At 70.4% G+C, this 25,623-nt stretch carries 19 protein-coding genes, 1 tRNA gene, 1 other RNA gene and 2 pseudogenes; 5 read left to right on the forward strand and 18 right to left on the reverse strand.

Annotation, left to right across the window (positions count from 1 at the left end; all coding sequences use genetic code 11):
* Positions 1–4: 4 nt before the first annotated feature.
* Together SNA_RS01095 and SNA_RS01100 are read right to left on the reverse strand one after the other, a co-directional pair.
* Positions 5–925: an FkbM family methyltransferase gene (locus tag SNA_RS01095; protein WP_030068603.1), complete on the reverse strand. Its 921-nt coding sequence runs from the start codon at positions 923–925 to the stop codon at positions 5–7.
* Positions 926–958: 33 nt separating this feature from the next.
* The gene (locus tag SNA_RS01100) at positions 959–2,194 is read right to left on the reverse strand and encodes an amidohydrolase family protein (RefSeq protein ID WP_030068604.1); all 1,236 of its coding nucleotides are present in this window, start codon (positions 2,192–2,194) and stop codon (positions 959–961) included.
* Between the two features lie 172 nt (positions 2,195–2,366).
* Here SNA_RS01100 and SNA_RS01105 point away from each other — a divergent pair, with 172 nt between their 5' ends.
* On the forward strand, positions 2,367–2,819 hold the full coding sequence (locus tag SNA_RS01105; RefSeq protein WP_030068605.1) for a DoxX family membrane protein: 453 nt from the start codon (positions 2,367–2,369) through the stop codon (positions 2,817–2,819).
* A gap of 149 nt (positions 2,820–2,968) precedes the next feature.
* A complete protein-coding gene (locus SNA_RS01110; RefSeq protein WP_051877427.1) occupies positions 2,969–4,546 on the forward strand; it encodes an amino acid adenylation domain-containing protein in 1,578 nt (525 codons plus the stop codon).
* 112 nt (positions 4,547–4,658) lie between these two features.
* Here the strand turns inward: SNA_RS01110 and SNA_RS38120 are convergent, their stop codons facing one another.
* The 3 genes from SNA_RS38120 to SNA_RS01125 all read right to left on the reverse strand — a co-directional run bounded on the left by SNA_RS38120 (position 4,659) and on the right by SNA_RS01125 (position 9,175).
* On the reverse strand, positions 4,659–5,165 hold the full coding sequence (locus SNA_RS38120) for a hypothetical protein (protein WP_052808857.1): 507 nt from the start codon (positions 5,163–5,165) through the stop codon (positions 4,659–4,661).
* 386 nt (positions 5,166–5,551) lie between these two features.
* Positions 5,552–6,847 carry an LCP family protein gene (locus SNA_RS01120; RefSeq protein ID WP_037792099.1) on the reverse strand — a complete coding sequence of 432 codons (1,296 nt, stop codon included), beginning with the start codon at positions 6,845–6,847 and terminating at the stop codon, positions 5,552–5,554.
* A 231-nt stretch (positions 6,848–7,078) separates the two neighbouring features.
* Positions 7,079–9,175 carry a bifunctional polysaccharide deacetylase/glycosyltransferase family 2 protein gene (locus SNA_RS01125; RefSeq protein WP_030068610.1) on the reverse strand — a complete coding sequence of 699 codons (2,097 nt, stop codon included), beginning with the start codon at positions 9,173–9,175 and terminating at the stop codon, positions 7,079–7,081.
* A 587-nt stretch (positions 9,176–9,762) separates the two neighbouring features.
* On the opposite strand from SNA_RS01125, the gene SNA_RS01130 reads away from it, so the two are divergent.
* Positions 9,763–10,200: a CBS domain-containing protein gene (locus tag SNA_RS01130; RefSeq protein ID WP_030068611.1), complete on the forward strand. Its 438-nt coding sequence runs from the start codon at positions 9,763–9,765 to the stop codon at positions 10,198–10,200.
* 115 nt (positions 10,201–10,315) lie between these two features.
* On the opposite strand, the pseudogene SNA_RS01135 reads toward SNA_RS01130, so the two are convergent.
* Positions 10,316–11,086, reverse strand: a pseudogene (locus SNA_RS01135) (class I SAM-dependent methyltransferase).
* A 330-nt stretch (positions 11,087–11,416) separates the two neighbouring features.
* Here SNA_RS01135 and SNA_RS01140 point away from each other — a divergent pair.
* Positions 11,417–13,252: a S9 family peptidase gene (locus SNA_RS01140; RefSeq protein WP_030068613.1), complete on the forward strand. Its 1,836-nt coding sequence runs from the start codon at positions 11,417–11,419 to the stop codon at positions 13,250–13,252.
* Here SNA_RS01140 and SNA_RS01145 read toward each other — a convergent pair.
* From SNA_RS01145 to ffs, 10 genes are all read right to left on the reverse strand, one after another.
* Positions 13,219–14,103, reverse strand: a complete 885-nt coding sequence (locus SNA_RS01145; protein WP_044362607.1) for an SURF1 family protein — start codon at positions 14,101–14,103, stop codon at positions 13,219–13,221. The two genes, SNA_RS01140 and SNA_RS01145, sit on opposite strands and share 34 nt — an antisense overlap.
* 68 nt (positions 14,104–14,171) lie before the next feature.
* Positions 14,172–15,368, reverse strand: a complete 1,197-nt coding sequence (locus tag SNA_RS01150) for a hypothetical protein (RefSeq protein ID WP_241779509.1) — start codon at positions 15,366–15,368, stop codon at positions 14,172–14,174.
* A 320-nt stretch (positions 15,369–15,688) separates the two neighbouring features.
* Complete coding sequence (locus SNA_RS01155; RefSeq protein WP_198534961.1) at positions 15,689–16,351, reverse strand: SigE family RNA polymerase sigma factor; 663 nt, start codon at positions 16,349–16,351, stop codon at positions 15,689–15,691.
* Positions 16,352–16,798: 447 nt separating this feature from the next.
* On the reverse strand, positions 16,799–17,977 hold the full coding sequence (locus SNA_RS01160; RefSeq protein ID WP_044362609.1) for an aspartate-semialdehyde dehydrogenase: 1,179 nt from the start codon (positions 17,975–17,977) through the stop codon (positions 16,799–16,801).
* 13 nt (positions 17,978–17,990) lie between these two features.
* Positions 17,991–19,262, reverse strand: coding sequence for an aspartate kinase (locus SNA_RS01165; RefSeq protein WP_030068299.1), 1,272 nt, complete (start codon positions 19,260–19,262; stop codon positions 17,991–17,993).
* 312 nt (positions 19,263–19,574) lie between these two features.
* Positions 19,575–20,240 (reverse strand): DUF5063 domain-containing protein, encoded by a 666-nt coding sequence (locus tag SNA_RS01170; RefSeq protein WP_030068300.1) that lies wholly within the window; start codon positions 20,238–20,240, stop codon positions 19,575–19,577.
* Complete coding sequence (gene recR, locus SNA_RS01175) at positions 20,233–20,832, reverse strand: recombination mediator RecR (protein ID WP_030068301.1); 600 nt, start codon at positions 20,830–20,832, stop codon at positions 20,233–20,235. The genes SNA_RS01170 and recR overlap by 8 nt, the downstream gene beginning before the upstream one ends.
* 51 nt (positions 20,833–20,883) lie before the next feature.
* Positions 20,884–21,237, reverse strand: coding sequence for a YbaB/EbfC family nucleoid-associated protein (locus tag SNA_RS01180; RefSeq protein ID WP_078969598.1), 354 nt, complete (start codon positions 21,235–21,237; stop codon positions 20,884–20,886).
* A 250-nt stretch (positions 21,238–21,487) separates the two neighbouring features.
* Positions 21,488–24,100, reverse strand: coding sequence for a DNA polymerase III subunit gamma and tau (locus SNA_RS01185; RefSeq protein WP_044362612.1), 2,613 nt, complete (start codon positions 24,098–24,100; stop codon positions 21,488–21,490).
* 45 nt (positions 24,101–24,145) lie between these two features.
* Positions 24,146–24,244, reverse strand: an RNA gene (gene ffs / locus SNA_RS38790) — signal recognition particle sRNA small type.
* A 120-nt stretch (positions 24,245–24,364) separates the two neighbouring features.
* Between ffs and SNA_RS01190 the strand changes: the two genes are divergently transcribed.
* Positions 24,365–24,452 (forward strand) — tRNA-Ser (locus tag SNA_RS01190).
* A 63-nt stretch (positions 24,453–24,515) separates the two neighbouring features.
* Here SNA_RS01190 and SNA_RS01195 read toward each other — a convergent pair.
* Together SNA_RS01195 and SNA_RS42060 are read right to left on the reverse strand one after the other, a co-directional pair.
* Positions 24,516–25,130, reverse strand: a pseudogene (locus tag SNA_RS01195) (tyrosine-type recombinase/integrase); the annotation flags it as partial.
* Positions 25,131–25,622 carry a hypothetical protein gene (locus tag SNA_RS42060; protein WP_157879849.1) on the reverse strand — a complete coding sequence of 164 codons (492 nt, stop codon included), beginning with the start codon at positions 25,620–25,622 and terminating at the stop codon, positions 25,131–25,133.
* Position 25,623: the final 1 nt, after the last annotated feature.

A 25,623-nucleotide genomic window follows, 5' to 3' on the forward strand; every position in this document is an offset into this window, starting at 1 on the left:
TCCTTCACGGAAGCGCTTCGGCATCGACCCGCGAGAAGATCAGGTCGCTCTCCTCGACCACCGGGCCCCGCCAGCGCACCGGTACGGCCACCGACCGCAGCGCCGCCGGGTAGCTCCCGGCCGCGTAGTCGTTGGGCAGGCGGTACACATGGAATCCGTGGTCGCGCATGATCTCCAGCAGTTCGTCGGCCGATTCCCCCAGGCGCTCCATCCGTTCGGGAGTCACCTCGATGGTGATCTCCGCATCCGGCCGCAGCGCGCCGAGCATCGGCTCCATGCCCCGTACGACACCGCCCTCCGCGCCCTCCACATCGATCTTGATCACCCGGGCCGAGGCGATCTCCTCCGAGGTGAGCAGATCCGGCAGCGGATACGCCTCCACCTCGAACGTGGCCTCGGCGGGGCCGTCGTAGGGGACGATGCTGGCGGCGCCCATATTGCTGGAGCTGGCCAGGATGAAGGTCAGTTTCCCGGGCTCGTCGGAGACCGCGGCATTGACCGCACGGATGCTGTCGCACCCGTTCATCCCGGCGTGCAGCAGCACCCGGCGGTGGAAGGCCGGGGTGGCCTCGACGGCCACCACCTTGCCCTCCCCTCCGACGAGCCGTGCGGCGAGCAGGCTGTAGTAGCCGATGTTGGCCCCGACGTCGACGAAGGTGTCGCCGGGCCGCAGCCGACGCTCCAGCCAGTGCGTCATATGGGGTTCCCACAGGCCGAACAGATAGATGTAGCGCTGGATGAGATCCCGCGTATCGACGGCCATGGCGGAGCCGAATGCGGTGCGGACGACCCTGCGCCGAGGACGGTCCCGCAGCCGGGGGTTGAGGAACCGCTTGGCCAGCAGCGCCTTGCCGAGACTGCCGGGGGCATCCCGTACGTATCCGCGCCCCAGGGTCACCAGGGCTTCGCTTACGGGATTGCTCATCCGCTCACCTCTCCGCGGCACCGGCGCGAACCGTCAGGCGATGACCGCCGCCCGATCTTGGTCAAATGGTAGGTCCAGCATACGAATGGCGTTCCCGCGCAACAGCTTGTAGGCCACTTCGGCGGGCAGCCCGCCGACGTGCTCGGCCGCCACCTGCTTCGTCCGCGGCCAGGTCGAATCGACGTGGGGATAGTCGGTCTCGAACGTCGCGTTGTTCACCCCGACCGTCTCGATCGAGGCGACGCCGTGCTTGTCGCGGAAGAAGCAGCAGAAGATCTGCCGGTAGTAGTACGTCGACGGCGGCTCGGGGATCAGGTCCTTCACCCCGCCCCAGGCCCGGTGCTCCTCCCATACGTCGTCCGCCCGCTCCAGCGCGTACGGGATCCACCCCATCTGGCCTTCGCTGTACGCCAGCTTGAGCCGCGGGAATTTCACCAGCACGCCGCTGAAGAGGAAGTCCATCATCGAGGCCATCGCGTTGTTGAAGCTCAAGGATGCCTGCACGGCGGGCGGCGCGTCCGGCGATGCGGCCGGCATCTGGGACGACGAGCCGATGTGCATGTTCACGACGGTCCCGGTCTCCTCGCACGCCGCGAAGAACGGGTCCCAGTAGCCGGAGTGGATCGACGGCAGCCCCAGATAGGTGGGAATCTCGCTGAAGGTCACCGCCCGGACGCCCCGCGCGGCATTGCGCCTGATCTCGGCGACCGCGAGATCGACGTCCCACAGCGGGATGAGGCAGAGCGGGATCAGCCGGCCGCCGCTGTCGCCGCACCACTCCTCCACCATCCAGTCGTTGTAGGCCCGCACGCACGCCAGCGCGACCTCCTTGTCCTCGGCCTCCGCGAAGGTCTGCCCGCAAAAGCGCGGGAACGTCGGGAAGCAGAGGGATGCCTCGACGTGATTGACGTCCATGTCCGCCAGGCGGGCCGTGGGGTCCCAGCACCCGCGCCGCATCTGCTCCCGCGTGATGCCGTCCAGCGTCATCTCGTCACGGGAGAAGCCGACGGCCGCGATGATGCGTTTGTACGGGAACACCAGCCCTTCGTACTCCCACCAGTCGGTGATCTGGCCTTTCGGATCGGTGGTGAAGCGGTACTTCCCGCCGATGTACTCCAGTTCCCCGATGCCGGCCGTGAACGGCTTGGGCCCCCGGTCCCGGTACTTCTTCGGAAGCCATGTCGCGAAGAGGTGCGCGGGCTCGATCACGTGGTCGTCCACGCTGATGACCTTGGGGATTTCCCCTGCACTGCTCTCGTTGCGGATCACGCCGTACCCCTTACGCTCACGATCTGACGCCCCATCAGATTCCTCGGCTCCGAGGGTATGAGCCAGCCCTCGCGACAACAAGGCGCAATCGGCAACTGCACCTCTTGCCAGAGCGGACGCCTTCCGCTGAACTGACGCTCCGTCAGTTATGCGCGCGACCGGAAGGAACGGCATGCAAACGATCTGGCTCGACGGGCCCGAGTGGCTAGCGGTCCTCCGTATCGGCCTCGGCCTGTGGTGGCTGGAAAGCTGGCGCCACAAGGACAAGAAGGACTGGTTCGCCGGCGGCGGCATCGCCTGGGCGGCGGGCGTGGCGGACCGGCACCGCTGGTCCGTGGTCCGCACCGGCTTCGACCGCATCGTGAAGCCCCGCCCCCGGCTGATGGCGTATGTCGTCGCCCACGCAGAGCTGGCCCTCGGCCTGGGCCTGACCGTCGGATTCCTGACGCCCGTCGCCCTGGCCTGCGGTCTCGTGCTCAACCTGCTCTATCTCGTGCTGATGATCCACGACTGGGGAGAGCAGGGGCAGAACCTGATGATGGCGCTGATATCCGCCACGGGACTGTTCGCCATGAGCTGGCAGACCTGGTCGCTCGACAGCGCCTTGGGGCTGTTTCCGGGCTAGGGCCTTTCTGATGGGTCGGGGCCGGGCCTCTACGAGAGGTCGGCGTGGGCTCCAGGGCCTGTCCGTGGGGCCGCGCACCGGCCCGCCGGCATCCCCCGACCGCAGCCCGCCAACAGGCGCCGGGCGCCCGTGGTCGGCAGGGTGGAGGCATGACGGAGACGGGAACGGCGCCGGCCCGGCCCTTGGGCGACGGGCTGCTGCACCATGCGGACACCCTTCCCGACCACACCGCGCTGACCATCGGCGCACGCGAGTACACCTACCAGGAGGTCGTCCACACCGCCCGGCAGTGGGCGGCCGCGGTCGTCGAGGCGGCCGGACCCCGGCCGCGGCGGGTCGGCGTCCTGGCCTCGCGCAGCGCGCCCGCGTACCTGGGGGTGGCCGCCGCGCTGTTCGCCGGGGCGGCCTTCGTCCCGCTGAACCGGGAGCTGCCCGTACGGCGGACCCGGACCATGCTGGAGCGGTCGGCGGTCGATGCACTGATCGTCGATGCGGCGTCGCTGCCCCACCTGCCGGAACTCCTGCGCGGCCTGCCGCGGCGTCCGGCGGTGCTGCTGCCCGACAGCCTGCGCGCCGACGTCCCGGACCTCGGCGACGGGCCGGTCCTGGACGCGGCCGATCTCGCGGCCGCCGCCCCGCTGCCACAGCCGCTCGGCGTGGGCCCCGATGACGTCGCCTATGTGCTGTTCACCTCGGGCAGCACCGGGGAGCCGAAGGGCGTCCCGGTCACCCACGCCAACGTCCGGTCCTTTCTCGACACGAACCAGGACCGCTATCGGCTGACACCCGACGACAGGCTCACGCAGATCGGCGACCAGACCTTCGACCTGTCGGTCTTCGACCTCTTCATGGCCTGGGAGAACGGGGCACGGGTCTGCGCGACGGACCCCCAGGAGCTGCTGGCGCCCCTGCCCTACCTGGAACGCAACGGCATCACCGTCTGGTTCTCGGTGCCTACTGTGGCCGCCGTACTGCGCAAGCGGGGCGTGCTCACCCCCGGATCGATGCCGACCCTGCGCTGGAGCCTGTTCTGCGGCGAGGCGCTGCCCAGGGCCACCGCCGAGGCATGGCAGGCCGCCGCGCCCGGATCGACCGTGGAGAACCTGTACGGCCCGACCGAGCTGACCATCGCCTGCACGGTCTACCGCTGGGACCCGCGCACGAGCCCGGCGCACTGTGTGCACGACAACGTGCCGATCGGACGGCCGTACCCGGGCCTGCACACGCTGATCGTGGACGAGGACCTGACCCCGGTCGCGGACGGGTCCACCGGCGAGCTGTGCGTGGCCGGCCCCCAGACCACGCCCGGCTACTGGCAGGCGCCCGAGCTGACCGCCGAGCGCTTCTTCGCACGCGGCGGCAGGACGTACTACCGCACCGGCGACCTGGTGCGCCGGCACCACGGCCAGCTGATCTGCCTGGGCCGCAACGACCAGCAGGTCAAGATCGATGGTTACCGGATCGAACTGGGCGAGATCGAAGCGGCGCTGCGCCGGTCCGGGGCGGTGGAGGCCGTATGCCTGATGTGGCCGGACCCGGGGACGATCACCGCCGTGATCTCGGGCGCGGCGGATCCGTCCGCCGTGGCCGCCGCGTCCGCGGACACACTGCCGCCCTATATGGCGCCCAGGTCGGTGCATGCCGTCGAGACCATGCCGGTCAACGCGAACGGCAAGGTGGACCGCATCGCGCTGCGGCGGTGGCTGGAGGAGTGCCGGCCGGTGTGATCGGGGGGAGCGGCGGGCCCGGCCGTGACTCGTCGGAGGCCCGTCGGGGACCCACGGACAGGCCCTCCACCAGGTCCTCCGTCAGGCCCTCCGTCAGGCGCTGCACCAGGCTCTACACCCAGCCCACGTTCTCGGCCGCGGAGACGGCCGCCGCCTCTGCCGCATCGGCTTTGGCGTTCAGCGCCACGTCCCGGCCCATGCCCGCCCGCCCCGCGGCATCTCCCGCGGCCATGGAAGCCGTGACGGCAGCGCGATGGGCGGCGTCGGCCGGTGCGCCGTCACCACCGCGGGACCGGGCCAGATCGGCCACAACGGCCGCCGCGGCCGCGGCATTTCTGGCGCAGCGGGCGCCCGCCGCAGGGTCCGGGGAGCCGTCGGCAAGCTGGGCGAGCGCCCGGCCCGACAGCCGGACGGCGTTGGCGGCCTTCGCGGCGGGGCTCGTCGGCACCGACTCGGCGTCATCGTCCTCGATGCCGACGTAGCGGCACATGGCCGCGGCGCGGTCGAGCGCGCTCCGACCGCGGGCCGTATGCCCCTTCCGGAGCGCTTCGTCGAGGGAGATCGTTGCGTCAGGAGCCGGTGCCGCGGTCAGGTGCTCACCGCCGGGGGAGGCGCTCATCGCTCTCTCCTTGTCTCTCCGGATTCTGGCCGGGTACTGGCCGGCTTCCGGCCGGGACGTCGTCCGGACCTCTTCGGGCAACGTCGCGGCCGCGACGCCCGGCAGAGTGCCACACCGGGCACGAAGAGGCCAGGGTGGCAGCCGGCCCAGGCCCTCCAACTGCCCGCGCTTGCAGGCCGGTTCAGCCTGCCCATGGCGGGCGGGACGTCGGCCGTACGCGGCTAGGGGGCTTCTGATGGATCTCCGTGGAAGAAGGAGCGGCGTCTGGTGCGTGCTCTCGGCGTGACGCGCGGAAGTCCTCGTAGCGGCGCTACTTGGGCTTTCGCGCGGTGCGGCGAGAGGGCGTGCCGGGCGTCGCGACGCCGCGGAGATCCATCAGAAGCCCCCTAGGTCTTCCCCTTGGCCGTCACCGGCCGGTCGTCCCGTAGTTCGGCGAAGAGTTGCCTGGCCCGGGACACGTCCCACTTGATGGCGCTGCCCTTCGAGGTGGCGAAACCCACGCTGGAGACGGGGACGTTGAGGCGTTTGCCGTTGCCGGCCGAGACCTTCTTCATCGCCTCGAACAGCGAGGCGAGGTTCCACAGGCTCATGTCGTTGTCAACGATGAGCGTGCCGAGGCCGGCGCTCATCGTCGGGTACACCTTGGACGGGTCGAGCAGGACGCCGGGGGTGGCGGTCTTGTGGGCGAGCGCGGCGAGGAATTTCTGCTGGTTCCTGCTGCGGCCGAGGTCGCCCTGTGCCTCTTGGTGACGCTGGCGGACGAACGCGAGCGCGGTACGGCCGTCGAGCGTGTGGCAGCCCTTGGTCAGGTTCTCGCCGGACTTCTCGTCCTTGACGGCCTTGTCCAGGCAGATCGGCACCCCTCCGACGGCGTCGACGATGCTGACGAAACCCGAGAAGCCGATCTCCGTGTAATGCCCGATGCGCAGGCCCGTGTTGCGTTCGATGGTCCGGATGAGCAGACCGGGTCCGCCGAGCGAGAACGCCGCGTTGAGCTTGTTCTTCGACGCGGGGTAGTGCTTGCCGGTTTCGGGGCGGATGTACGGCGGGATGGTCACCCAGGAGTCGCGCGGCAGGCTCAGCATCGTGGTGCCGTGGGCCCCGGTGTGCAGCACGATCATCGAGTCGGTGCGCCGGCCCGCGTCCGCCGACCCGCCGGTGTGCAGGTCCTTCAGGTCCTTTTCGGACAGGCCCACGCGGCTGTCGGAGCCCACGATCAGATAGTTGGTGCCCCGGCCCAGGGGAGGCCGGTCGGCGAGCTTGCCGAGGTCGACCTGGCGCTCGAGCTTGGTGTCGGCCCACACGTAGGTACCGCCGGAGGCCAGCAGGACCACAGCGATCAGCAGCCCCGCCAGCCGCAGGATCCGGCGGCGGCGAGTGGGGCGGACGGCGGGGGGCCGGGTACTTCTGCGGACCTGCTCGCCGGGCCCCGCATACGAGTGGGGGGTGTCGTACGAGCCGGGGGCCTCGTAGGGGCCGGGGTCCTCGTACGAGCCGGGAGCCTCGTACGAGCCGGGGTCCTCGTAGGCGCCGGGTTGCTCGTAGGAGCCAGATTGCTCGTACCTGACCGGCTGCGGCGAGTGGGCGCTGGGCTGCCATATCTGCCCCGTGACGGCATGCGTTGCCTCCGCTCCGCCGCCGTAACGGTTCATGCCGGGGGACCCGTCCAGCCAGTCACTCATGGGCGGACAGTCTGCACGCTCACGAGCCCTTCACCAAATGGTCCGCAATTCTGCACCAGAGGAGTGGGATTCGGGGAGGGAAAGGGGGATTTACGTGCGGTAAGGGCGATTACGCCGGCGGAGATCTGGCGGCGATCGGGCGGAGATCAGGGGGCCGGTCCCCCCGAAGGCGCCCGCCCGCCCAAAGGCGGGCGGGCGCCCGACGCGGACCGGTCTTCCGGCCCGGTTCCGTCACCTGGACGACAGGCTCTGGTACGCCACCGGCTGCCCCAACTGCTGCGCCGCGGTTCCCGAGCGGTGCATCCGGTGCCACTTCAGGCGGGTGCCGAGCAGGAAGGCGACCACGGACTGGATGACGACGAGATACATCAACTGCCGGTAGACCAGCAGCTGGAACGGCATCGCCCACAGCGCCCGCACCTTCTCCCCGTCCAGCCGCAGCGCGTATCCGGCACAGACCAGCTGGAGCGACAGGAAGCCGAACCAGACGCCGGCCGACTGCACAGGGCCGAGGAAGAGCAGCCCGTACAGCGCGAAGATGTCGACGATCGGCGCAAGCAGCGGCAGGGCGACCTGGAAGAGCGCGAGATAGCTCAGCCCACGGCGTCCGAAGCGTCCGGACGGGCCCACTTCGATGACGGCCCGGCGGTGCTTCCACATCGCCTGGATCGTGCCGTAGCACCAGCGGTAGCGCTGCCGCCACAGCTGCCGCAGCGAGGTGGGGACCTCGGTCCAGGCGACCGCGGACTCCTCGTAGACCACCCGCCAGCCCGCCTGCCACAGGGCCATGGTCAGGTCGGTGTCCTCGGCGAGGGTGTCCTCGCTGACCCCGCCGACGCCCATCAGCGCATCCCGGCGAAAGGCGCCGATGGCCCCGGGGACGGTCGGCATGCACTCCAGCACCTCGAACATCCGCCGGTCGAGGTTGAACCCGAAGACGTACTCCAGGTGCTGCCATCTGCCCAGCAGGCGGCGGCGGTTGCCGACCTTGGTGTTGCCGCTGACCGCGCCGATGGCCGGGTGGGCGAGCGGCTGGATGAGGCGCTGGATGGCGTCCCGTTCGAAGACGGTGTCGGCGTCGACCATGACGACGATGTCGTACTGGGCGTGGGCCAGACCGGTGTTGAGGGCGGCCGCCTTGCCCGCGTTGGACTGCCGGATCACCCTCACCCGGGGGTCGTCGATCCAGGTGGCGATGTCCGCCGTCTGGTCCGTCGATCCGTCGTCGATCACGATGATCTGCAACTGCCGGTGGGTGGAGGCGAGCAGCGAACGGACGGTGGACTCGATGCCCGCCTCTTCGTTGTAGGCGGGGACGAGGACCGTCACCGGGTCGGTGACCTCGCGCAGCCAGGGCGATCCGGGGCGGAAACGGGTCAGCCGGCGGACGTGGGTGCGCGCGAAGACGACCAGCATCAGCAGCCGCAGCACTCCCAGCCCGCCCGCGACGGCGAGTACCCAGGCCATGCCGCTGACGAAGGCGTGTCCGAGGGCCTTTGCCCAGATCAGGGCCGTGCCCGACCAGCGTTCGAGGGTGGAGACCGGCTCATCGGGCGAGCCCAGTCCGGTGCCGGCCGTCACGGTGGTGAACTTGCTGACCTTCGGGTCGGCGAGCAGCTCCTCGGTGCCGTGGTAGGCGAGATCGTTCTGGCTGAACTGCCGGATCACACCCTGCGACGGATTGCGGAACCACTGGTCGGCGGCGACCAGGGTGTAGCCCTCGGCGCCGGCTTTCTGGGCGGCCTTCCATTCGGGGCCGCACATGGTGTCCACCGCGGTGGTCTGCGGCAGGCGCAGCAGCTTGGTGTGGATGCCCGCGGTGCCGGCCAGCGCCTTCTGGGTGAGGGACAGTTCCCGTGAGGCGCGCAGCGGGGAGGCCTCGCCCATTGCGGCGCCGGTGTAGGTGTTCGAGCCGATCTCATGACCCTCGGCGCGGATCCGCCGCACCAGATCCGGGTACTGGGCCGCCTGGGCACCGCGGAGGAAGAACGTGGCGTGCGCGTGGTGCTTGCGCAGCAGGTCGAGCAGCCGGGGTGTCCATACGGGGTCGGGCCCACCGTCGTAGGTGAGCGCCACCGTACGGGGCGGCACCGCGGACGAGGTCACCTTGCCGTCGTGGAAGCGCAGCACCGGACCGCCCTTGTCGACGGACCGGGGCACCGGGCTGGTGCAGTCCTTGCGCGTCTTGGCGGCGTCGACCTCGTGGGTGGTCCAGCCCTCGAAGAGCAGGGCGCCGATCATCACCGGGAGGACCAGGAGCAGCAGCAGCCAGTGGCCGCGCGGGTCACGGGACTGCCGGTGCCGGGCCCGGTTCGCGCGCCGTCTCACATCGCCTCCGGGGCGCCGGTGGCCATGGCCGCTACGGCGCGTCTGCTGCTGCCGTCGCCGGGCGGCCGTCCGATCTTCCGGACGACGGAAAGGGGCGCGTAAGGCGTGTACCGGGCATGCGCGGTGTGCGGGATGCACGGGGCTTTCGCGACGGTGACGAGCGGGTTCCGCGGAGTCCTCCCGCACCGGGCGAAAGCGTTGGTGCATGGTCGGTCATCGCGTATTTTCTGCCGTTTTGTATACCCTCTGGCCTCACACATGGTGGGCGAGTGTACTCATGGCCTCTCCGGGGTATGCGCCACCGGCCGGCAGGCGTCGGGCCGTACGCGAGCGGTGTAACACCGCGTCCGACGGCGGCGCATAGAGAGCGTGGGCGCCCGATGATGCGGCGGACATCTCGTGAGCCGACACCGTGAACCGACGCCGGGAGCGAAGAAAAATCCCTGACCACGAAGGCTTCTGACTACTCGCTACGAAGGCCCCTGGCCACGGCCGTCCCGCCCCGGCCATACCTCAGGGAGCGGCCCAGAGCCAATCGTGGTGTCATCGAAAGCGGGGGAATTCAAGCTCCGAAGGCGGGAGGAATCATGGCTACGACGCTACGGGCCCGAGACATCATGTCCGCCGGGGTGCAATGCGTGGGCGCACACCAGACGCTGCGGGACGCCTCGAAAATGATGCGCGACATGAATGTCGGTTGCCTGCCCATCTGTGGCGACAACAACAGGCTCATGGGTCTGATCACCGACCGTGACATCGTCGTTCAGTGTTGCGCCGAGGGAATCGATCCGGCGACGGTGCAGGCCGGCACGCTCGACAAGACGCTGCACTGGATCGACACGGAAGCGACTGCCAACGAGGTCCTGGAGACCATGGAGACGCACCAGATCAAGCGCCTTCCGGTGATCGACGTCAAGGGCGGACACCAACTGGTCGGAATGATCACCGAGGCCAATCTCGCAAAGAACCTCAGCGACAAACAGATCGCGGAATTCACCAGCCGGGTCTACGCGACCGCAGGTTAGAGCCCCGTCCGCACGGCCGCGGCCGGGGAGCGGGCAGGCTCGTCGCACAGCCGTCGGGCTGCCTGCCTCGGCCCGGTCCGGTCCGGTCCGGTCCGGCGGGGCGGCGCGCCCCTCCTCACCGCGGTCGGCTCGCCTTCACCGAATACATCAGGGGAATGCGCGGGCGCCCCTCGGGGAATCGGTAGAACCCGTCGCCGCCACGCCGCAACACGCGAAAGCGCTCGAACATCGTCATGTCGTGCTCGTGCAGAAAGTCGATGCGCAACCCGGCGCCGGCCAGGGCGGAAATGACCTCGCCGAGCGGATGCTGCCATTCGACGCTGCGGTTGTTGACCGTCGGCGCGCCGAAGTCCGTTTAGGTGCCCGGGGTTTCCTCCACCCACGCGTCACGGCGGAAATAGTCGTAGGCGATCCGCGAGCCCGTCTCCTCGTCCAGAACGTCACCCAGCGGGTGGAATTCGGCGAGGTAGAGAAAGCCGCCGGGGGTGATGAGGGAGGCGGCCGTCTCGGCCCAACGGACCAGATCCGGGAGCCAGTTCAGGGCGCCGATGCCGGTGTAGACGATGTCGTACGACGGGTCGGGGACGGCTTCGGCCGCGTCGTAGACGTCGGCGGCGACGAAGGAGGCGCGGTCGGGGCCATAGCCGAGTTCGGCGGCCAGTTCGCGGGCGGTCTCGACGGCCGGTTCGGAGAAATCCAGGCCGACGACATGGGCCGCGCCGCGATGGAGCCAGGAGAGGGTGTCCTGGCCGAAGTGGCACTGGAGGTGCAGCAGACTGCGGCCGGTGACGTCGCCGACCTCCGCGCTCTCGAAGGCGCGGATCACGTCCTTGGCCCGGCGGAATCCGTCCTGGTCGTAATAATCGCTGGCGGTGTGGATGGCCACGCGCTCGTCCCACCGCGCGCGGTTGGCCTCGCGCCAGTCGTCGGGGCCGGGCGGTCGGTCCGCAGAGGCCGTGGGGTCCACAGGGTCCGTCGGGTGCGTGGGGTGCGTGGGGTCTGTGGGGTCCGTCGGGCAGCACATACGGCGAAGTTATCCACAGGCTGACGGCCTCCGCCAACGCATTTGTGGCGCCGGGCGCAGAATGGGCGCATGACGAACGAGACCACAGGTTCCGCCGAGGCACCCGACCCGCATCGTCCCGACCATTCGGCCCCTTCTTCCCCCTCAGCCCCCGCGTCCCCCGCCCCCTCCCTCCCGTCCGTCGCCGCGGACATGCCGGACTGGGAGAAGCGGTTCCGCGCACCGCGGATAAGCCTGCCGGACTGGGCCGAGGACGCCCCGGACCGCTCCCTGTTCGTCTCGAACGCGACCGGCACCTTCGAGCTGTACGCCTGGGACCGCGCGACGGGCAGCCAGCGGCAGGCCACGGACCGGCCGAACGGCACGACGGACGGCACCCTGTCGCCGGACGGCGAGTGGATCTGGTGGTTCTCGGACACCGACGGGGACGAGTTCGGCGTATGGATGCGCCAGCCGTTCGCCGGCGGCCCGGACGAGCCGGCCACCCCGGGTCTGGCCGCGTCCTTCCCCCGGGGGCTGTCGATCGGCCGCGACGGCACGGCGGTCGTCGGGCGCTCGACGGATGACGAGGGCTCGACCATTCATGTCGCACGGCCCGGAAAACCGCCGGTGGAGATCTACCGCCACCACGAATCGGCGGGCGTCGGCGACCTCTCGCACGACGGCTCGCTGATCGCGATCGAGCACACCGAGCACGCCGATGCGATGCACTCCGCGATCCGGGTCGTACGGGCGGACGGCTCGACGGTCGCCGAGCTCGACGACACCAACGGCGGGACGGAGGAGCTGGGCCTGTCGGTGATGGGCTTCGCGCCGGTGGACGGCGACTCCCGGCTGCTGGTGGGGCATCAGCGGCGGGGCCGCTGGGAGCCGATGATCTGGGATCCGCTGACCGGGGTGGAGACGGCTCTGGAGATAGATCTGCCCGGCGATGTGGGCGCGGACTGGTATCCGGACGGCTCGGCATTGCTGGTGGAGCACGAGTACCAGGCGCGAAGCGAACTGTGGCGCTATGACCTCGGTGCGCCCGGGGGTGGTGGCGATGCCGGTACGGCCACCGGGGGCGGAGCGGGGCGTACGCCGCTGACCCGGGTCGAGACCCCGGCGGGTACGGTCTCGGGCGCGACGGCACGGCCGGACGGCACGGTGGAGTTCCTGTGGTCCTCCGCGGCGCTGCCGCCGGAGGTGCGGTCGACGAGCGGCGCGGTCGTGCTGGACCCGCCCGGGATAACGGCGCCCGGGTCGGTGCCGGTGACCGATGCCTGGGTGGACGGCCCCGGCGGCCGTATCCACGCCCTGGTGCAGCGGCCTGCGGGCGAGGGACCGTTCCCGACGATCTTCGAGGTACACGGCGGCCCGACCTGGCACGACAGCGACGCGTTCGCCTCGTCCCCGGCGGCCTGGGTGGACCATGGCTTCGCGGTCGTCCGCGTCAACTACCGGGGGTCGACCGGATACGGCCGGGCCTGGACCGATGCGCTCAAGCACCGCGTCGGGCTGATCGAGCTGGAGGACATCGATGCGGTCCGCAGGTGGGCGGTCTCGTCGGGGCTCGCCGACCCGAAGCGCCTGGTCCTGTCCGGCGGCTCGTGGGGCGGCTATCTGACGCTGCTCGGCCTCGGGACGCAGCCGGAGGTGTGGGCGGTGGGCCTGGCGGCGGTCCCCGTCGCCGACTATGTCACCGCGTACAACGACGAGATGGAAGGGCTCAAGGCGCTGGACCGCACGCTGCTCGGCGGCACGCCGGAGGAGGTCCCCGAGCGCTTCACGGCGTCGTCACCGCTGACGTATGTGGACGAGGTGCGGGCGCCGGTCTACATCTCCGCGGGCGTCAACGACCCGCGGTGCCCCATCCGCCAGGTGGAGAACTACGTCCAGCGGCTGGAACGGCGCGGCCATCCGCACGAGGTCTACCGCTACGACGCCGGACACGGCTCGCTGGTCGTGGAGGAGCGCATCAAGCAGATCCGCCTGGAGCTCGAATTCGCGCAGCGCTATGTGCCCGGGGGAGCGTCCGTGAGGCCGTGAGGCCGTGACGCGGTAACGCTGTGGTGTTCGGCATCCTCGCCATCCCGCTTCGGCTCCGGGGTGGCATCGGGGAGGATGCCGAGCGCCGCGTCCTTGGCCGTTTCCGCCTCGCGGCGGACGAGGCGGAACCACATGAAGACGACAAAGCCCGCAAAGACGAACCACTCGCCGGTGTAGCCGAGGTTCTGGAACGCCTTGAGGTCCAGACCGCTGCCCTCCGCGGCGGCCGGCGGGACCGCGCGCAGCGGTGCAGGGGCGTTGCCGAGCGTGATCCAGGCGTCGTAGATCTTGTACGGCACGATGTTGACCAGCGATGCCGCGCTGATCATGCCGAGCTGCCCGTCCGGCAGCCCGCCGCCGGCGTGCACCCCGTCCGTGCCCTCGTTCTCGGACGCCTGGAGCGCCCCCTTGACCGTCACCTCGCCGCGCGGCGGCGCCGGCACCTTCGCGCGGTCGGCCCTGGCGTTCGCGTCGCCGGGCAGCCAGCCCCGTACGACCGGAAGAGCCTTGCCGCCGTCCGTCCGCAGCAGGGTCAGCACATAAAAGCCCCGCCGCTCGCTCTTGTCGCCCAAGGTGCGGTCCGGGACGAGCAGTTGGTGAGCGGTGTCATAGCGGCCGCGGGCGCTGACCTGACGGCCGGAGGTGGACTGGCCGACCGGCAGCAGACTCTCCAGCGGCCGGGCCGCCGCGACCCTGGCCCGGGCGGAACGGTCCTCCTGCTGGTGGTGCGTATCGACGCGGTCCTCGAAGCGCCCCAGCTGCCAGCTGCCCATGAAGATGCAGAAGGGAATCGCCAGCAGGGCGAAGACGTTGATCCCCCACCACCGCGGGGTCAGCAGGAACCGATACACCCCACCAACGGTACGGGGCCCGAACGGCAGCCCCGCACCGCCCCCTCCAGGCCCCTCGCCGCCCCGCGTTACTTCGCCGCCAGTGCCTCGGTCCGGTACACCGTCCCCGCGCAGGCATCCGCGAGCTTGGCGTCGGTCGCGGCGGGCTCGCCGGCCTCCGGCGTATGGCTGAGCACGACACCGCCCGACGCCGTGTTCCCGCCGTCGCTGCCGCCCGTACCGTCGGTGCTGCCCGTCTGGCTGCTCCCGCTGCCGTCAGTGGTGGTGGTGCCGGAGTCCGGCGACGCCGCGGGCGCCTTCGAGGGATCGGGCGTGGGCGAGGGGGCCGGATGTGCGCATCCGGTCGGGCCGCCGCCGGCTTCCGGGATCCAGGCGAATTTGACCTCGTACGCCTCGCCCGGCTTGAGAACCAGCTGGTCGGGAGTGGTCGCCGGGTCCGGCAGACCGGTGGCTTCATCTCCCGAGGTGTGGTCGACGACATGGATACGGTCGGGATTCGTACTGCCCTGTGCGACGACGCCGACCGTGCCGCCGCCGTCGATCGAGCAGGCCGTACCGGACGTATTGACCACCCGGAACGCGCCGTAGACGCGGCCGGACGAGTCCGCCGGGCCGACCGAGCTGGTGCCGCGGCCGAGCTGATCGCGGTTGCAGGCCGGCGAGGTGACGTCCATCGTCTCGTTCGGGGACGGCATGGCGCCGCTCGTGCCCTGGTCCGCGCCGTTCTTCTCCTTCGACCGGCCGTCCTTGCCCTCGGTCGTGCCGTTGCCCGGCCACCTGCCGTTCTCGCCGGTCGGCTGGGGGAAGGCGTGCTCGGTGCCCTCGCCGTGCGCGCTGCCGCTGCCGTCCTGGGCCTGCGTGCTGCTGGCGGCGTTGGCGGACCGGTCCTCGGCGGGATCGTTGAGATGGGCTACGTGCACCATGGCGGGGATCGACGTACCGCCGAGCAGCAGCGCGGCGGCGGCGCCCACGACGACATGCCGACGCCGCTGACGGCGGGCCGGGACCGCGCGGCGCAGCCGTTGCAGGGCATCCGGCGCGGGGTCCAGGTCGCCGACGCGGGCCTGTAGCAGTCGCCGCAGGCCGTCCTCGTCTCCGAGCCCGCCGCCAAAACCCCCGAATCCCCCAGAGCCCCCGCCGGAACCGCCGTCGGGCCCCTCCCCGTGACCGCCGCCGCCGGGACCACTGCCCCCAGGACCATCGGCGAGCACGCCTACCGCAACGGTCTCCACACCATCGGCGGACTCGCCCCCCTCGACGAACACAACGCCGTCACCCAGCACCGAACCCTCACCGAGCACAGGGCCGTCGCGGAGCACCGCCCCCTCAGGGAACGCAGCACCTTCACCAGCCCCGAAGCCGTCACCAACCTCGGAACCCCCACCGGCCTCGGCACCACCATCGGCACCGCCCCCGGACGCCCCGGCTCCCTGCCCCTCACGCACCACGTACAACTCACGCACCACATCACCCGGCACCCCGCACCGGCCGAGCCGTCCCGGCCGAGGGGAGGAATCGGAGAGATCGGGGAGATCGCACCCATGAAGTCGACGGTTCACGTCGTACGGGCCGAACACCTTGCCACTCATGCCGGAGCCTCCATCGCGACGCGCAACGCCGCGATTCCCCGGGACCCGTACGCCTTGACCGAGCCGAGCGATATCCCCAGCGTCTCGGCGACCTGCGCCTCGGTCATATCGGCGAAATAGCGCAGCACCAGAACCTCGCGCTGGCGCCGCTGGAGCCCTCGCATCGCCTGGATCAGCTGATCCCGTTCCAGCAGGTCGTACGCGCCCTCCTCGGCGCTCGCCATGTCCGGCATCGGCTTGGAGAGCAGCTTCAGCCCGAGGATGCGGCGGCGCAGCGCGGAGCGCGAGAGATTGACGACGGTCTGGCGCAGATAGGCGAGGGTCTTCTCGGGCTCGCGCACCCGGCCGCGCGCGGAGTGCACGCGGATGAACGCCTCCTGGACGACGTCCTCGCACGAGGCGGTGTCATCGAGGAGCAGCGCGGCGAGTCCGAGCAGGGAACGGTAGTGCGCGCGATACGTCTCGGTGAGGTGATCGACTGTGGTGCCCGCTGCCATCGCGTCGTCAGTGTCCCCACGCTGAGAAGGAATCTGCGCGGGGCCGGCGGTGGGCCAGGGGGCGATCACCGGCATGCCCCCGGCGAGACGGGAGCGTGGCGGGCGCACTGCCGCGCCTGCTGCGCCCGCGGGGGCGATGGTGAATCCGAGTACCTCTGCCACGCCTGTTGGACACGCTTCCCCCCATAAGGGTTGTACGCGCAAGGCACCGCTTGTGACGATGCATCAAATGCCCTCATGCGTACCAGCTCTTCCCCAATGCCCCATATTTCCGACGCATTCGCCCCAACGCCCGAGGTCCCCGAGATGTTCCGCGGCCCCTCCGAGCCGGTCCGCGCGGAGTGGCCGGAAAGACGATTCCCGCCCAACTGCCGGTTGCAGTGCGACGGGGTCGAACGGTTGAACGAATCGTCAGCCCAGATCACTCGCTCCCGACCGATAATCACTCACACGATCTTCACACGTCACACAGGGCGTCCACAAAGTATCGCTGAGAGAGCGGGGTCGCGACACCCCCTCCCGCCAAGTCGCCCCGGGCACGGCACAGATCCCCGGCACCGGCCCTGGCTCCAGCCCCCGCCAAGCGCCCCGCCGAGCCCCCGGCCCCCCTCACGCCCCCTGCTCCCCCGCCTCCCACTCTCTCGCCAGCAACTCCCCCACCTGCGCCACATTCAACGCCGCACCCTTGCGCAGGTTGTCCGCGCACACGAAGAGCTCCAGCGCCCGCGGATCATCCAGCGACCGCCGTACCCGGCCCACCCACGTCGGGTCCGTCCCCACCACATCGCACGGCGTAGGGAATTCGCCCGCCGCCGGATCGTCACTGAGCACAACGCCCGGCGCCGCGGCCAGAATCTCGTGCGCGCCGGCCACCGTCACCTCACGCTCGAACCGCGCATGCACGCTCGCCGAATGCGCGGTGAGGACCGGCACCCGTACGCAGGTCGCCGTCACCCGCAGATCCGGCAGCCCGAGGACCTTGCGGGACTCAAGACGGACCATGAGTTCTTCCGAGGACCAGCCGCCCTCCGGGTCCGGCGGGGACGCCTCGGCCGAGTTGGACGGGGAAAGCCCGGACTCCCGGTCCGTCCACGGCACGACATTGAGCGCGACGGGCGCCGGGAACGGCCCGAGCGTGTCGCCGACCGCGCGCCGTACATCGCCGGGAGTCGCGCCCAGTTCCGTACCGGCCACCGCGGACAGCTGCGCCCGCAGCGTGTCGATACCGGCCTGCCCCGCGCCCGAGACGGCCTGGTACGAGGAGACGATCAGCTCGTTCAGCCCGTACTCGGCATGCAGCGCGCCCAGCGCGACGATCACCGACAGGGTGGTGCAGTTCGGGGTCGCGATGATCCCGCGCGGCCGCACCCGCGCCGCGCACGCATTGACCTCGGGTACGACAAGGGGCACGTCCGGATCCCTCCGGAACGCGCCCGAATTGTCCACCACCACCGCGCCCTTGGCCACCGCGACCGGCGCCCATCGCGCGGCAATGCCGTCCGGTACGGCGAACATCGCGACGTCGATACCGTCGAAAGCCGCCTCGCTCAGCGCGACGACCTCGGTCTCCGCGCCCCGTACGGTCAGCTTGCGGCCGGCCGAGCGGGGGGAGGCGATCAGCCGGATCTCGCCCCAGACGTCGGCGTGCTCGGACAGGATGCCGCGCAGTACCGAGCCGACGGCGCCGCTGGCACCGACGACGGCCAGATGCGGTCTGGCGACGGCCGTGCGGGCGCCCGCCCCCGCCGTATCGGCGAGGGACGGACGGCCCGCTTCGGCCGGAATCATCGTTCGGCGCCGCTCAGCGTCCGGTGCCGCCGTAGACCACGGCCTCGTCGCGGTCACTGTCGAGACCGAAGGCGGTGTGGACGGCCTGGACGGCCTCCTTGACGTCATCGGCGCGGGTGACGACCGAGATGCGGATCTCGGAGGTCGAGATGAGCTCGATGTTCACGCCCGCGTTCGACAGCGCCTCGAAGAACGTCGCCGTGACGCCGGGGTTGGTCTTCATCCCCGCGCCGACCAGCGAGATCTTGGCGATCTGGTCGTCGTAGCGCAGCGAGTCGAAGCCGACCGCGGCACGGGTGCGCTCCAGCGCGGCGACGGCCTTGCGGCCCTCGTCCTTGGGCAGCGTGAAGGAGATGTCCGTCAGACCGGTCGAGGCCGCCGACACGTTCTGGACGACCATGTCGATGTTGACCTCGGAGTCCGCAATGGCACGGAAGATCCGCGCAGCCTCGCCCGGCTTGTCCGGGACTCCGACGACCGTGACCTTCGCCTCGGAGGTGTCATGTGCGACGCCCGAGATGATTGCCTGCTCCATCGGCTGGTCCCCTTGCGGTTCGTTGCTGACCCACGTGCCCCTGAGCCCCGAGAACGAGGACCGGACGTGGATCGGGATGTTGTAACGGCGTGCGTACTCGACGCAGCGGTGCAGCAGCACCTTGGAGCCGGAGCTGGCCAGCTCCAGCATGTCCTCGAAGGAGATCCAGTCGATCTTCCGGGCCTTCTTCACGACCCGCGGGTCGGCGGTGAAGACACCGTCCACATCGGTGTAGATCTCGCAGACCTCGGCGTCCAGCGCGGCCGCCAGCGCGACGGCGGTGGTGTCCGAGCCGCCGCGGCCGAGCGTCGTGATGTCCTTCTTGTCCTGGGACACACCCTGGAAGCCGGCGACGATGGCGATATTGCCCTCGTCCACCGAGCTCTTGATCCGGCCCGGCGTGACGTCGATGATCCGTGCCTTGTTGTGCACGGAGTCGGTGATGACGCCGGCCTGGCTGCCGGTGAAGGACTGCGCTTCATGGCCGAGGTTTTTGATCGCCATCGCCAGCAGGGCCATGGAGATCCGCTCTCCGGCGGTCAGCAGCATGTCGAACTCGCGCCCCGACGGGATCGGGGACACTTCCTGAGCGAGATCGATCAGCTCGTCCGTCGTGTCGCCCATCGCCGAAACCACGACGACCACCTGGTGGCCGTTCTTCTTGGCTTCGACGACTCGCTTGGCAACGCGCTTGATGCCCTCGGCATCCGCAACGGATGAGCCGCCGTACTTCTGCACGACAAGGCCCACGTGCGCTCCTCGCAACTGTCTCTTCGGGAGTTTCCTCCCGGACCCCCGGAAATGGGGGTACTGCGGTCGGCTCAGTCTAGCGAGCAAGCGGAGTCCGCCCGGTGCATACCACATCGTGAGACACGAAACTCACGTAGTGATCACACCGTTCGCCGTGTCCGGCGGCGGGTTCCGCAGGGCGCATCGTCACGCCCGCTCGGCCAGCACCTTCCCGCTACGAGGCCGGGCACACGGGAACGTAACCCAGCTCACACGCCCCGGGCCTTCCGCTCCACCGCATACGAAGCCCTCGCCGCGCCCGCCCAGGGCCACTCAGCCCTCGCGCAGCCCCAGCGGCGCCGCGATTTCCGCCGCCATGACCTTGCCGGCCTCCTCGGCGAGCCGCTCCTCGTCGCCGTCACTGAAGCCGCTGTCGGTGTCCAGGCCGTCCAGCGCGTCCAGCGGCTGGTCGAGGCGGACGTGGGCGACCAGCGACTGGAGCGCCCGCAGCGCGGCCGAGGCGGTCGGACCCCAGTTGGTGAGGTAGGAGAACTGCCACCACCACAGCGCCTCGACGACCCGCCCCGCCCGGTAGTGCGCGAGCCCGTGCCGCAGGTCGGTGATGATGTCCGCCAGATCATCGGAGATCCGGCACGGCACCGGCTCGGAACGCGGCACATACGGGTCGAAGACCTCGGAGTAGACGTCCACCGGGTCGAGCAGCTCCGCGAAGCGTTCCCGCAGCTCGTCCACATCCGGCTCCGGGCCGCTGTCGGGCTCGTAGCGCTCGACGGGGACGATGTCCTCGTGGGCGCCCAGCCGGCCGCCGGTGAGCAGCAGCTGGGAGACCTCCAGCAGCAGGAACGGCACCGCGCTGTCCGGTTCGTCACCCTTGGCGACCTCCGTCACGGCGACGATGAAGCTTTCGACCGAGTCGGCGATGGATACCGCGAAGTCGTCCGGGTCCTGCGAAGCGTTGTGCAGCGTGGCATCAGACATCGAGAAGTCTCCTCCCTTCGAAGGCCCGCCCGAGCGTGACCTCGTCGGCGTACTCCAGATCTCCTCCGACCGGCAGACCGCTGGCCAGTCGCGTCACTTTCAGCCCCATGGGTTTGATCATGCGGGCCAGGTACGTGGCCGTGGCCTCGCCCTCCAGATTCGGGTCGGTGGCCAGGATCAGCTCGGTGACGGTGCCGTCCGCGAGCCTGGCCAGCAGTTCCCGTATCCGCAGGTCGTCGGGACCGACGCCCTCGATGGGGCTGATCGCCCCGCCGAGGACGTGGTAGCGACCGCGGAACTCGCGGGTCCGCTCGATCGCCACGACGTCCTTGGGCTCCTCCACGACACAGATGGCCGCCGGATCGCGCCGGGGGTCCAGACAGACCCGGCACTGCTCCTCCTGTGCGACGTTTCCGCACACCGAGCAGAACCGAACCTTCGCCTTGACCTCCATCAGCGCGTTCGCGAGCCGGCGGACATCGGTCGGCTCGGCCTGAAGGATGTGGAAGGCGATCCGCTGCGCGCTCTTGGGACCGACGCCGGGCAGTCTGCCCAACTCGTCGATCAGGTCCTGAACCACGCCTTCATACACGGAACGTCTTCTCTCTCTTCTGCCGTACTGCGTACGCTAGTTGGCTACTCCTCAGAAAGGGAGACCGGGGATCCCACTGCCGCCGCCCAGTCCCTGGGCGAGCGGGCCGAGCTTCTGCTGCTGCAACTGCTGGGCGCTGGCGTTGGCGTCCCGGACCGCGGCGAGGACGAGGTCGGCGAGGGTTTCCGCGGTCTCCTCGGCGGATTCGACATCCACCGCCTTGGGGTCGATGACCAGGCCCTTGAGCTCACCGGAGCCGGTCACCGTGGCCTTGACCAGACCGCCGCCCGCGGAGCCCTCGACGGGCGTCTCCGCCAGCTCCTGCTGGGCGGCCGCGAGGTCCTGCTGCATCTTCTGGGCCTGCTGGAGCAGCTGCTGCATATTGGGCTGACCACCGGGGATCACGACGTGACTCCTGCCGTACGACAACGATTGGTGCGGTAGCCCGAGCCTACGTGTTTCCCGCCGAGCGCGCCCTACGCCGTACGGAGGAGCACATATGCGCCGCCGTCGGGCGCCGGGACCCGTCCGTACCGGGCCGTAACACCGGGCGTCACGGCCCGCCGCCCCTGCTCAGCCCCCGCGCCCCCGCACCCCGTACGGGCTGCCGCCCCGCGGCGCACTCGCCGCAGGTCGCCCGTTGTCACTCGTGCCGTCACTCGTTGTTGTTGAACTCTTCCAGCACCGTTGCGCCCAGCTCGCGGACGATCAGCTCATGGCCGCTGAGCGCGGAGTCGACCAGGTCCGCGTCGTCCTCGGCCGGCATGTCGTACTCGATCGACACCGGCGGGGGCTCCGGGGTGTACGAGGGCTCCGCCGCGGGCCCGCTGCGGCCGCCACCGGGCGACGCCGCCGGGGCCACCGCCTCCCGCGCCATCCGCGCGCCCTGGCCGCCGCCACCGGGCGCGCTCTGACCACCTTGGGCACCCCCCTGACCACCCGGACCGCCCTGACCGCCGCCCTGGCCGTACGGGCCGCCGGGACCCGCGGGCGCCGCCGGGGCGCTCTGCTGGGCCGGCTGCGGTACGGACTGCTGCGGAGCGGCGGGCGCTCCGCCGCCGTAGCCGCCACCGCCGCTGCGGGGCGCCCCGCCGGCCGGCGGACTGGCGCCGCCCGACGGATCGACGATGGCCTCGACCCGCCACTGCACATGGAACCGCTCGGCCAGCACGTCCTTGAGGACGTCCTCGCTGCCGCCGTTGGCGAAGCTGTCGCGCGCACCGGCGTTGGGGAAGCCGATTTGCAGGGTCGTGCCGTCGAAGCCGGACACCTGGGCGTTCTGACTCAGCAGGATCCAGGTGAAGCGCCTGCGGCCCTTGACCGCGTCCAGAATCTCCGGCCACATCTGCCGTACCTGCGCGGCCCCCTGCACCATGCCGGGCGCGGCGGCGGCCTGCGGCTGTTGTTGCTGTTGCTGTTGCTGCGGTTGCTGTACGGGAGGAGCCGCGGGCGCACCGGCGGGCGGCCCGGACGGTACCGACCGCGCGGCGCCCTGCACTCCCTGGCCGCCCTGCCCCGGGGCCACGGCCGACGGCCAGCCGCCGGGCTGCCGTCCGCCACCGGCGCCGCCGCCGGTACCACCGGGCCACGCCCCGGGCCGCGCACCCGCCTGCGCACCGCCCTGCGCGGCCGCCGTATCGGACCCCTGCTCCTCACCACCGGGGCCGCCACCGGGCGACGCCTGCCCCGGGCCCGGGACCTGCGGCGCCTGACCACCGGGCCCGCCCGTACCCGGACCGGAACCGGCACCCTCGACACCGGCCCCGGAACCGACATCGGCACCCGCGCGCGGAACGCCGGCACCAGCCGCAGCCCCGGCACCGGCATCCATACCGCCGCCCGCACCGGAACCAGACCCAGCACCCGGGCCCGACCCGGTGCCCGTGCCCGGACCCGGCCCCGTACCGCTCCCGCCGCCCGTGGCCCCCCGCACCGCGGCCCGCGCGGCCGCCGGTCCGGACGGGCCCGCGGGTGCCGCCACCGGGTGCGCCTCCGGCCCCGGGACGTACCCGGCCGACGGCCCGCCCTCGGAGGTCACCACCGGCGCCCCGGCCCCGAGGCCACCGGCCGACGGCGCGCCCACGCCACCGCCGCCCAGGGCCAGTGCGCTCGCGCCGCGCTCCAGCCGGTCCAGGCGCGCCTGCACCGACCGCTCGTCGTCGTACGCCGCGGGCAGCAGCACCCGCGCGCAGATCAGCTCCAGCTGCAACCGCGGCGAGGTCGCCCCCCGCATCTCCGTCAGGCCCGTATTGACCAGATCGGCGGCCCGGCTCAGCTCCGCCGCCCCGAAGACGGACGCCTGCGCCGCCATCCGCTCCACCACATCCGCCGGGGCATCGATCAGCCCCTTCTCCCCCGCGTCGGGCACCGCCGCGAGGATCACCAGATCCCGCAGCCGCTCCAGCAGATCGGCCACGAACCGCCGCGGATCGTTGCCCCCCTCGATGACCCGGTCGACCACCTCGAAGGCCGCCGCCCCGTCCCCCGCGGCGAACGCCTCGACGACGGAGTCCAGCAGCGAGCCGTCGGTGTACCCCAGCAGAGCCGTCGCCATGGCATACGTCACACCGTCGGCACCCGCCCCGGCGAGCAGCTGGTCCATCACCGACATCGAATCCCGCACGGACCCGGCCCCGGCCCGTACGACCAGCGGCAGCACACCGTCCTCGACCGGGATGTCCTCCCGCCCGCACACCTCGGCCAGGTATTCGCGCAGCGTCCCCGGCGGCACCAGCCGGAAGGGGTAGTGATGCGTCCGCGACCGGATCGTCCCGATGACCTTCTCGGGCTCGGTCGTCGCGAAGATGAACTTCAAATGCTCCGGCGGCTCCTCGACGACCTTGAGCAGGGCATTGAACCCCGCCGAGGTCACCATGTGCGCCTCGTCGATGATGTAGATCTTGTACCGGCTGCCCGCCGGCCCGAAGAACGCCTTCTCCCGCAGCTCACGGGCGTCGTCCACGCCACCGTGCGATGCGGCGTCGATCTCGATCACATCGATCGAGCCCCGCCCGTTCCTGGCGAGATCGACGCACGACTGGCACGTCCCGCAGGGCGTCGGAGTGGGACCTTTTTCACAGTTCAGGCACCGCGCCAGGATCCGCGCACTGGTCGTCTTGCCACAGCCGCGCGGCCCGCTGAACAGATACGCGTGGTTGACCCGGTTGTTCCGCAACGCCTGCTGCAGCGGGTCGGTCACGTGCTCTTGCCCGATGACCTCGGCGAAGGTCTCGGGTCGGTAGCGGCGGTACAGCGCAAGGGACGACACGCATACGACGATATCGGGCCCCACTGACAACCGGCCCACCCCGCAAACGCAAGCGCCCCCCACGCACCCGCCAGAGCCGACCTACCCTTGCTGCCTTCCGGCCCTGGGGGAGTTCAGTCAGATAGCGCCACGTGAGGGGCTGAGCCCCACCTTAGCCGATCCCCCACCCCGGCAACGAACCGTCCCCCACTTCACTCCCCGCCCCGGCCCCCTCCCCCGGATCATGTTCGCGAGCACTCCCCAACGTCTTGTATTGTTTGCGGCGGAGGATTCGCCTAGTGGCCTAGGGCGCACGCTTGGAAAGCGTGTTGGGGGCAACCCCTCACGAGTTCGAATCTCGTATCCTCCGCCATTGCTCTCACCGGGCAATACGTCGAAGGGCCCCACCGTGAGGTGGGGCCCTTCGACGTTGTCCTCAGCCCCCGTTGTCCTGGTTTTTGTCCACAGCGGGTGTGTCCGGGGGTCCCCAGATGGCTTCGGCGATCTTCCGGGCCACGTCCTTGAGCATGGCGTCCGGCACGTGCAGGTACCTCGCCCGCATGCTCGCCGAGGTGCCCGGCTCCCACCCCATGATCTGATCAATGACGCGGGCCGGGACACCGAGCAGCATGAGCACGGTGGCGGCCGTGTGCCGGGCGTCGTGCAGCCGCGCGCTCCGAACCCCCGCGTCTTCGAGCAGCCGCTTCCAGTCGTGGTAGTCCGTGTTCGGGCTCAGTGGGCCACCCAGCGGCTTGGTGAACACGTAGTCCGACTCGGCCCACAGGTCCCCGGCCGCCTTGCGCTCGCGCTCTTGCGTCTTGGCGTGTGCACGGAGCATGGCGACCACCGGGCCCGGCAGGGGCACAGCGCGGCGGCCCGCCCGGGACTTGGTGTTCTTGGTCTCGCGCCGGGCCTGCACCCTGTCCGGGCAGTACCCCGCCTTCCGGCCGCACGGTGAGCCCTCCGGGCACCCGTGCTCGTACTTGGGGCGCAGACGGTTCCTCCGCAGCTTCAGGTACTCGTTGCCCAGGTCTACGTCAGACGAGCGCAGTCACGATTCCGTGAGGTACTCCTCGATGGCTCGCCTCACCGACGAAGGCGTGGACGCGTCGCGGGGGCTGTTCATACCGAGCAGCGGAAGAGAAAAGATCACTCTCCGAATCACCCGTTCACCTTCCGCGTTGAGAGCGTCAATCGCCTTGAGCGTGTGTGAAATTGCATGATAGGCCGGGCTCACTTCCGCGTAGTCCGGATGAACAACGGGCCTTTTCTCTGAATTGAGGATCATAGGCAGACTCGGCGGAATAACAACAACGCCAGGAAGCCCATCGCCCGTCATGTTGGCGACGATCTGCGCTGCGGTCGTGTTCGGGCGCCCACCATACCGCTCAAATGCGTAGACCCCAGAGATGACTACGGCGTCAGCCTCAATATGCGCAGCTCGCTCTTTGGTGAAGGAAACCTCCGCAAGCGGAAAGATATGCGCCTCCCAGAGGGCGAGCGTCGAATCATTATCCGATGCAATGATGATGTTCACGTTCATT

Origin of the sequence: Streptomyces natalensis ATCC 27448, assembly GCF_000935125.1 — a bacterium.
Taxonomy (GTDB): Bacteria; Actinomycetota; Actinomycetes; order Streptomycetales; family Streptomycetaceae; genus Streptomyces; species Streptomyces natalensis.

Excerpts from the sequence above, each read along its gene's own strand:
- SNA_RS01095 (WP_030068603.1), bottom strand. The coding sequence starts at position 925 with ATGAGCAATCCCGTAAGCGAAGCCCTGGTGACCCTGGGGCGCGGATAC.
- SNA_RS01105 (WP_030068605.1), top strand. The coding sequence starts at position 2,367 with ATGCAAACGATCTGGCTCGACGGGCCCGAGTGGCTAGCGGTCCTCCGT.
- SNA_RS01110 (WP_051877427.1), top strand. The coding sequence starts at position 2,969 with ATGACGGAGACGGGAACGGCGCCGGCCCGGCCCTTGGGCGACGGGCTG.
- SNA_RS38120 (WP_052808857.1), bottom strand. The coding sequence starts at position 5,165 with ATGAGCGCCTCCCCCGGCGGTGAGCACCTGACCGCGGCACCGGCTCCT.
- SNA_RS01120 (WP_037792099.1), bottom strand. The coding sequence starts at position 6,847 with ATGAGTGACTGGCTGGACGGGTCCCCCGGCATGAACCGTTACGGCGGC.
- SNA_RS01130 (WP_030068611.1), top strand. The coding sequence starts at position 9,763 with ATGGCTACGACGCTACGGGCCCGAGACATCATGTCCGCCGGGGTGCAA.
- SNA_RS01140 (WP_030068613.1), top strand. The coding sequence starts at position 11,417 with ATGCCGGACTGGGAGAAGCGGTTCCGCGCACCGCGGATAAGCCTGCCG.
- SNA_RS01160 (WP_044362609.1), bottom strand. The coding sequence starts at position 17,977 with ATGATTCCGGCCGAAGCGGGCCGTCCGTCCCTCGCCGATACGGCGGGG.
- SNA_RS01170 (WP_030068300.1), bottom strand. The coding sequence starts at position 20,240 with ATGTCTGATGCCACGCTGCACAACGCTTCGCAGGACCCGGACGACTTC.
- SNA_RS42060 (WP_157879849.1), bottom strand. The coding sequence starts at position 25,622 with ATGAACGTGAACATCATCATTGCATCGGATAATGATTCGACGCTCGCC.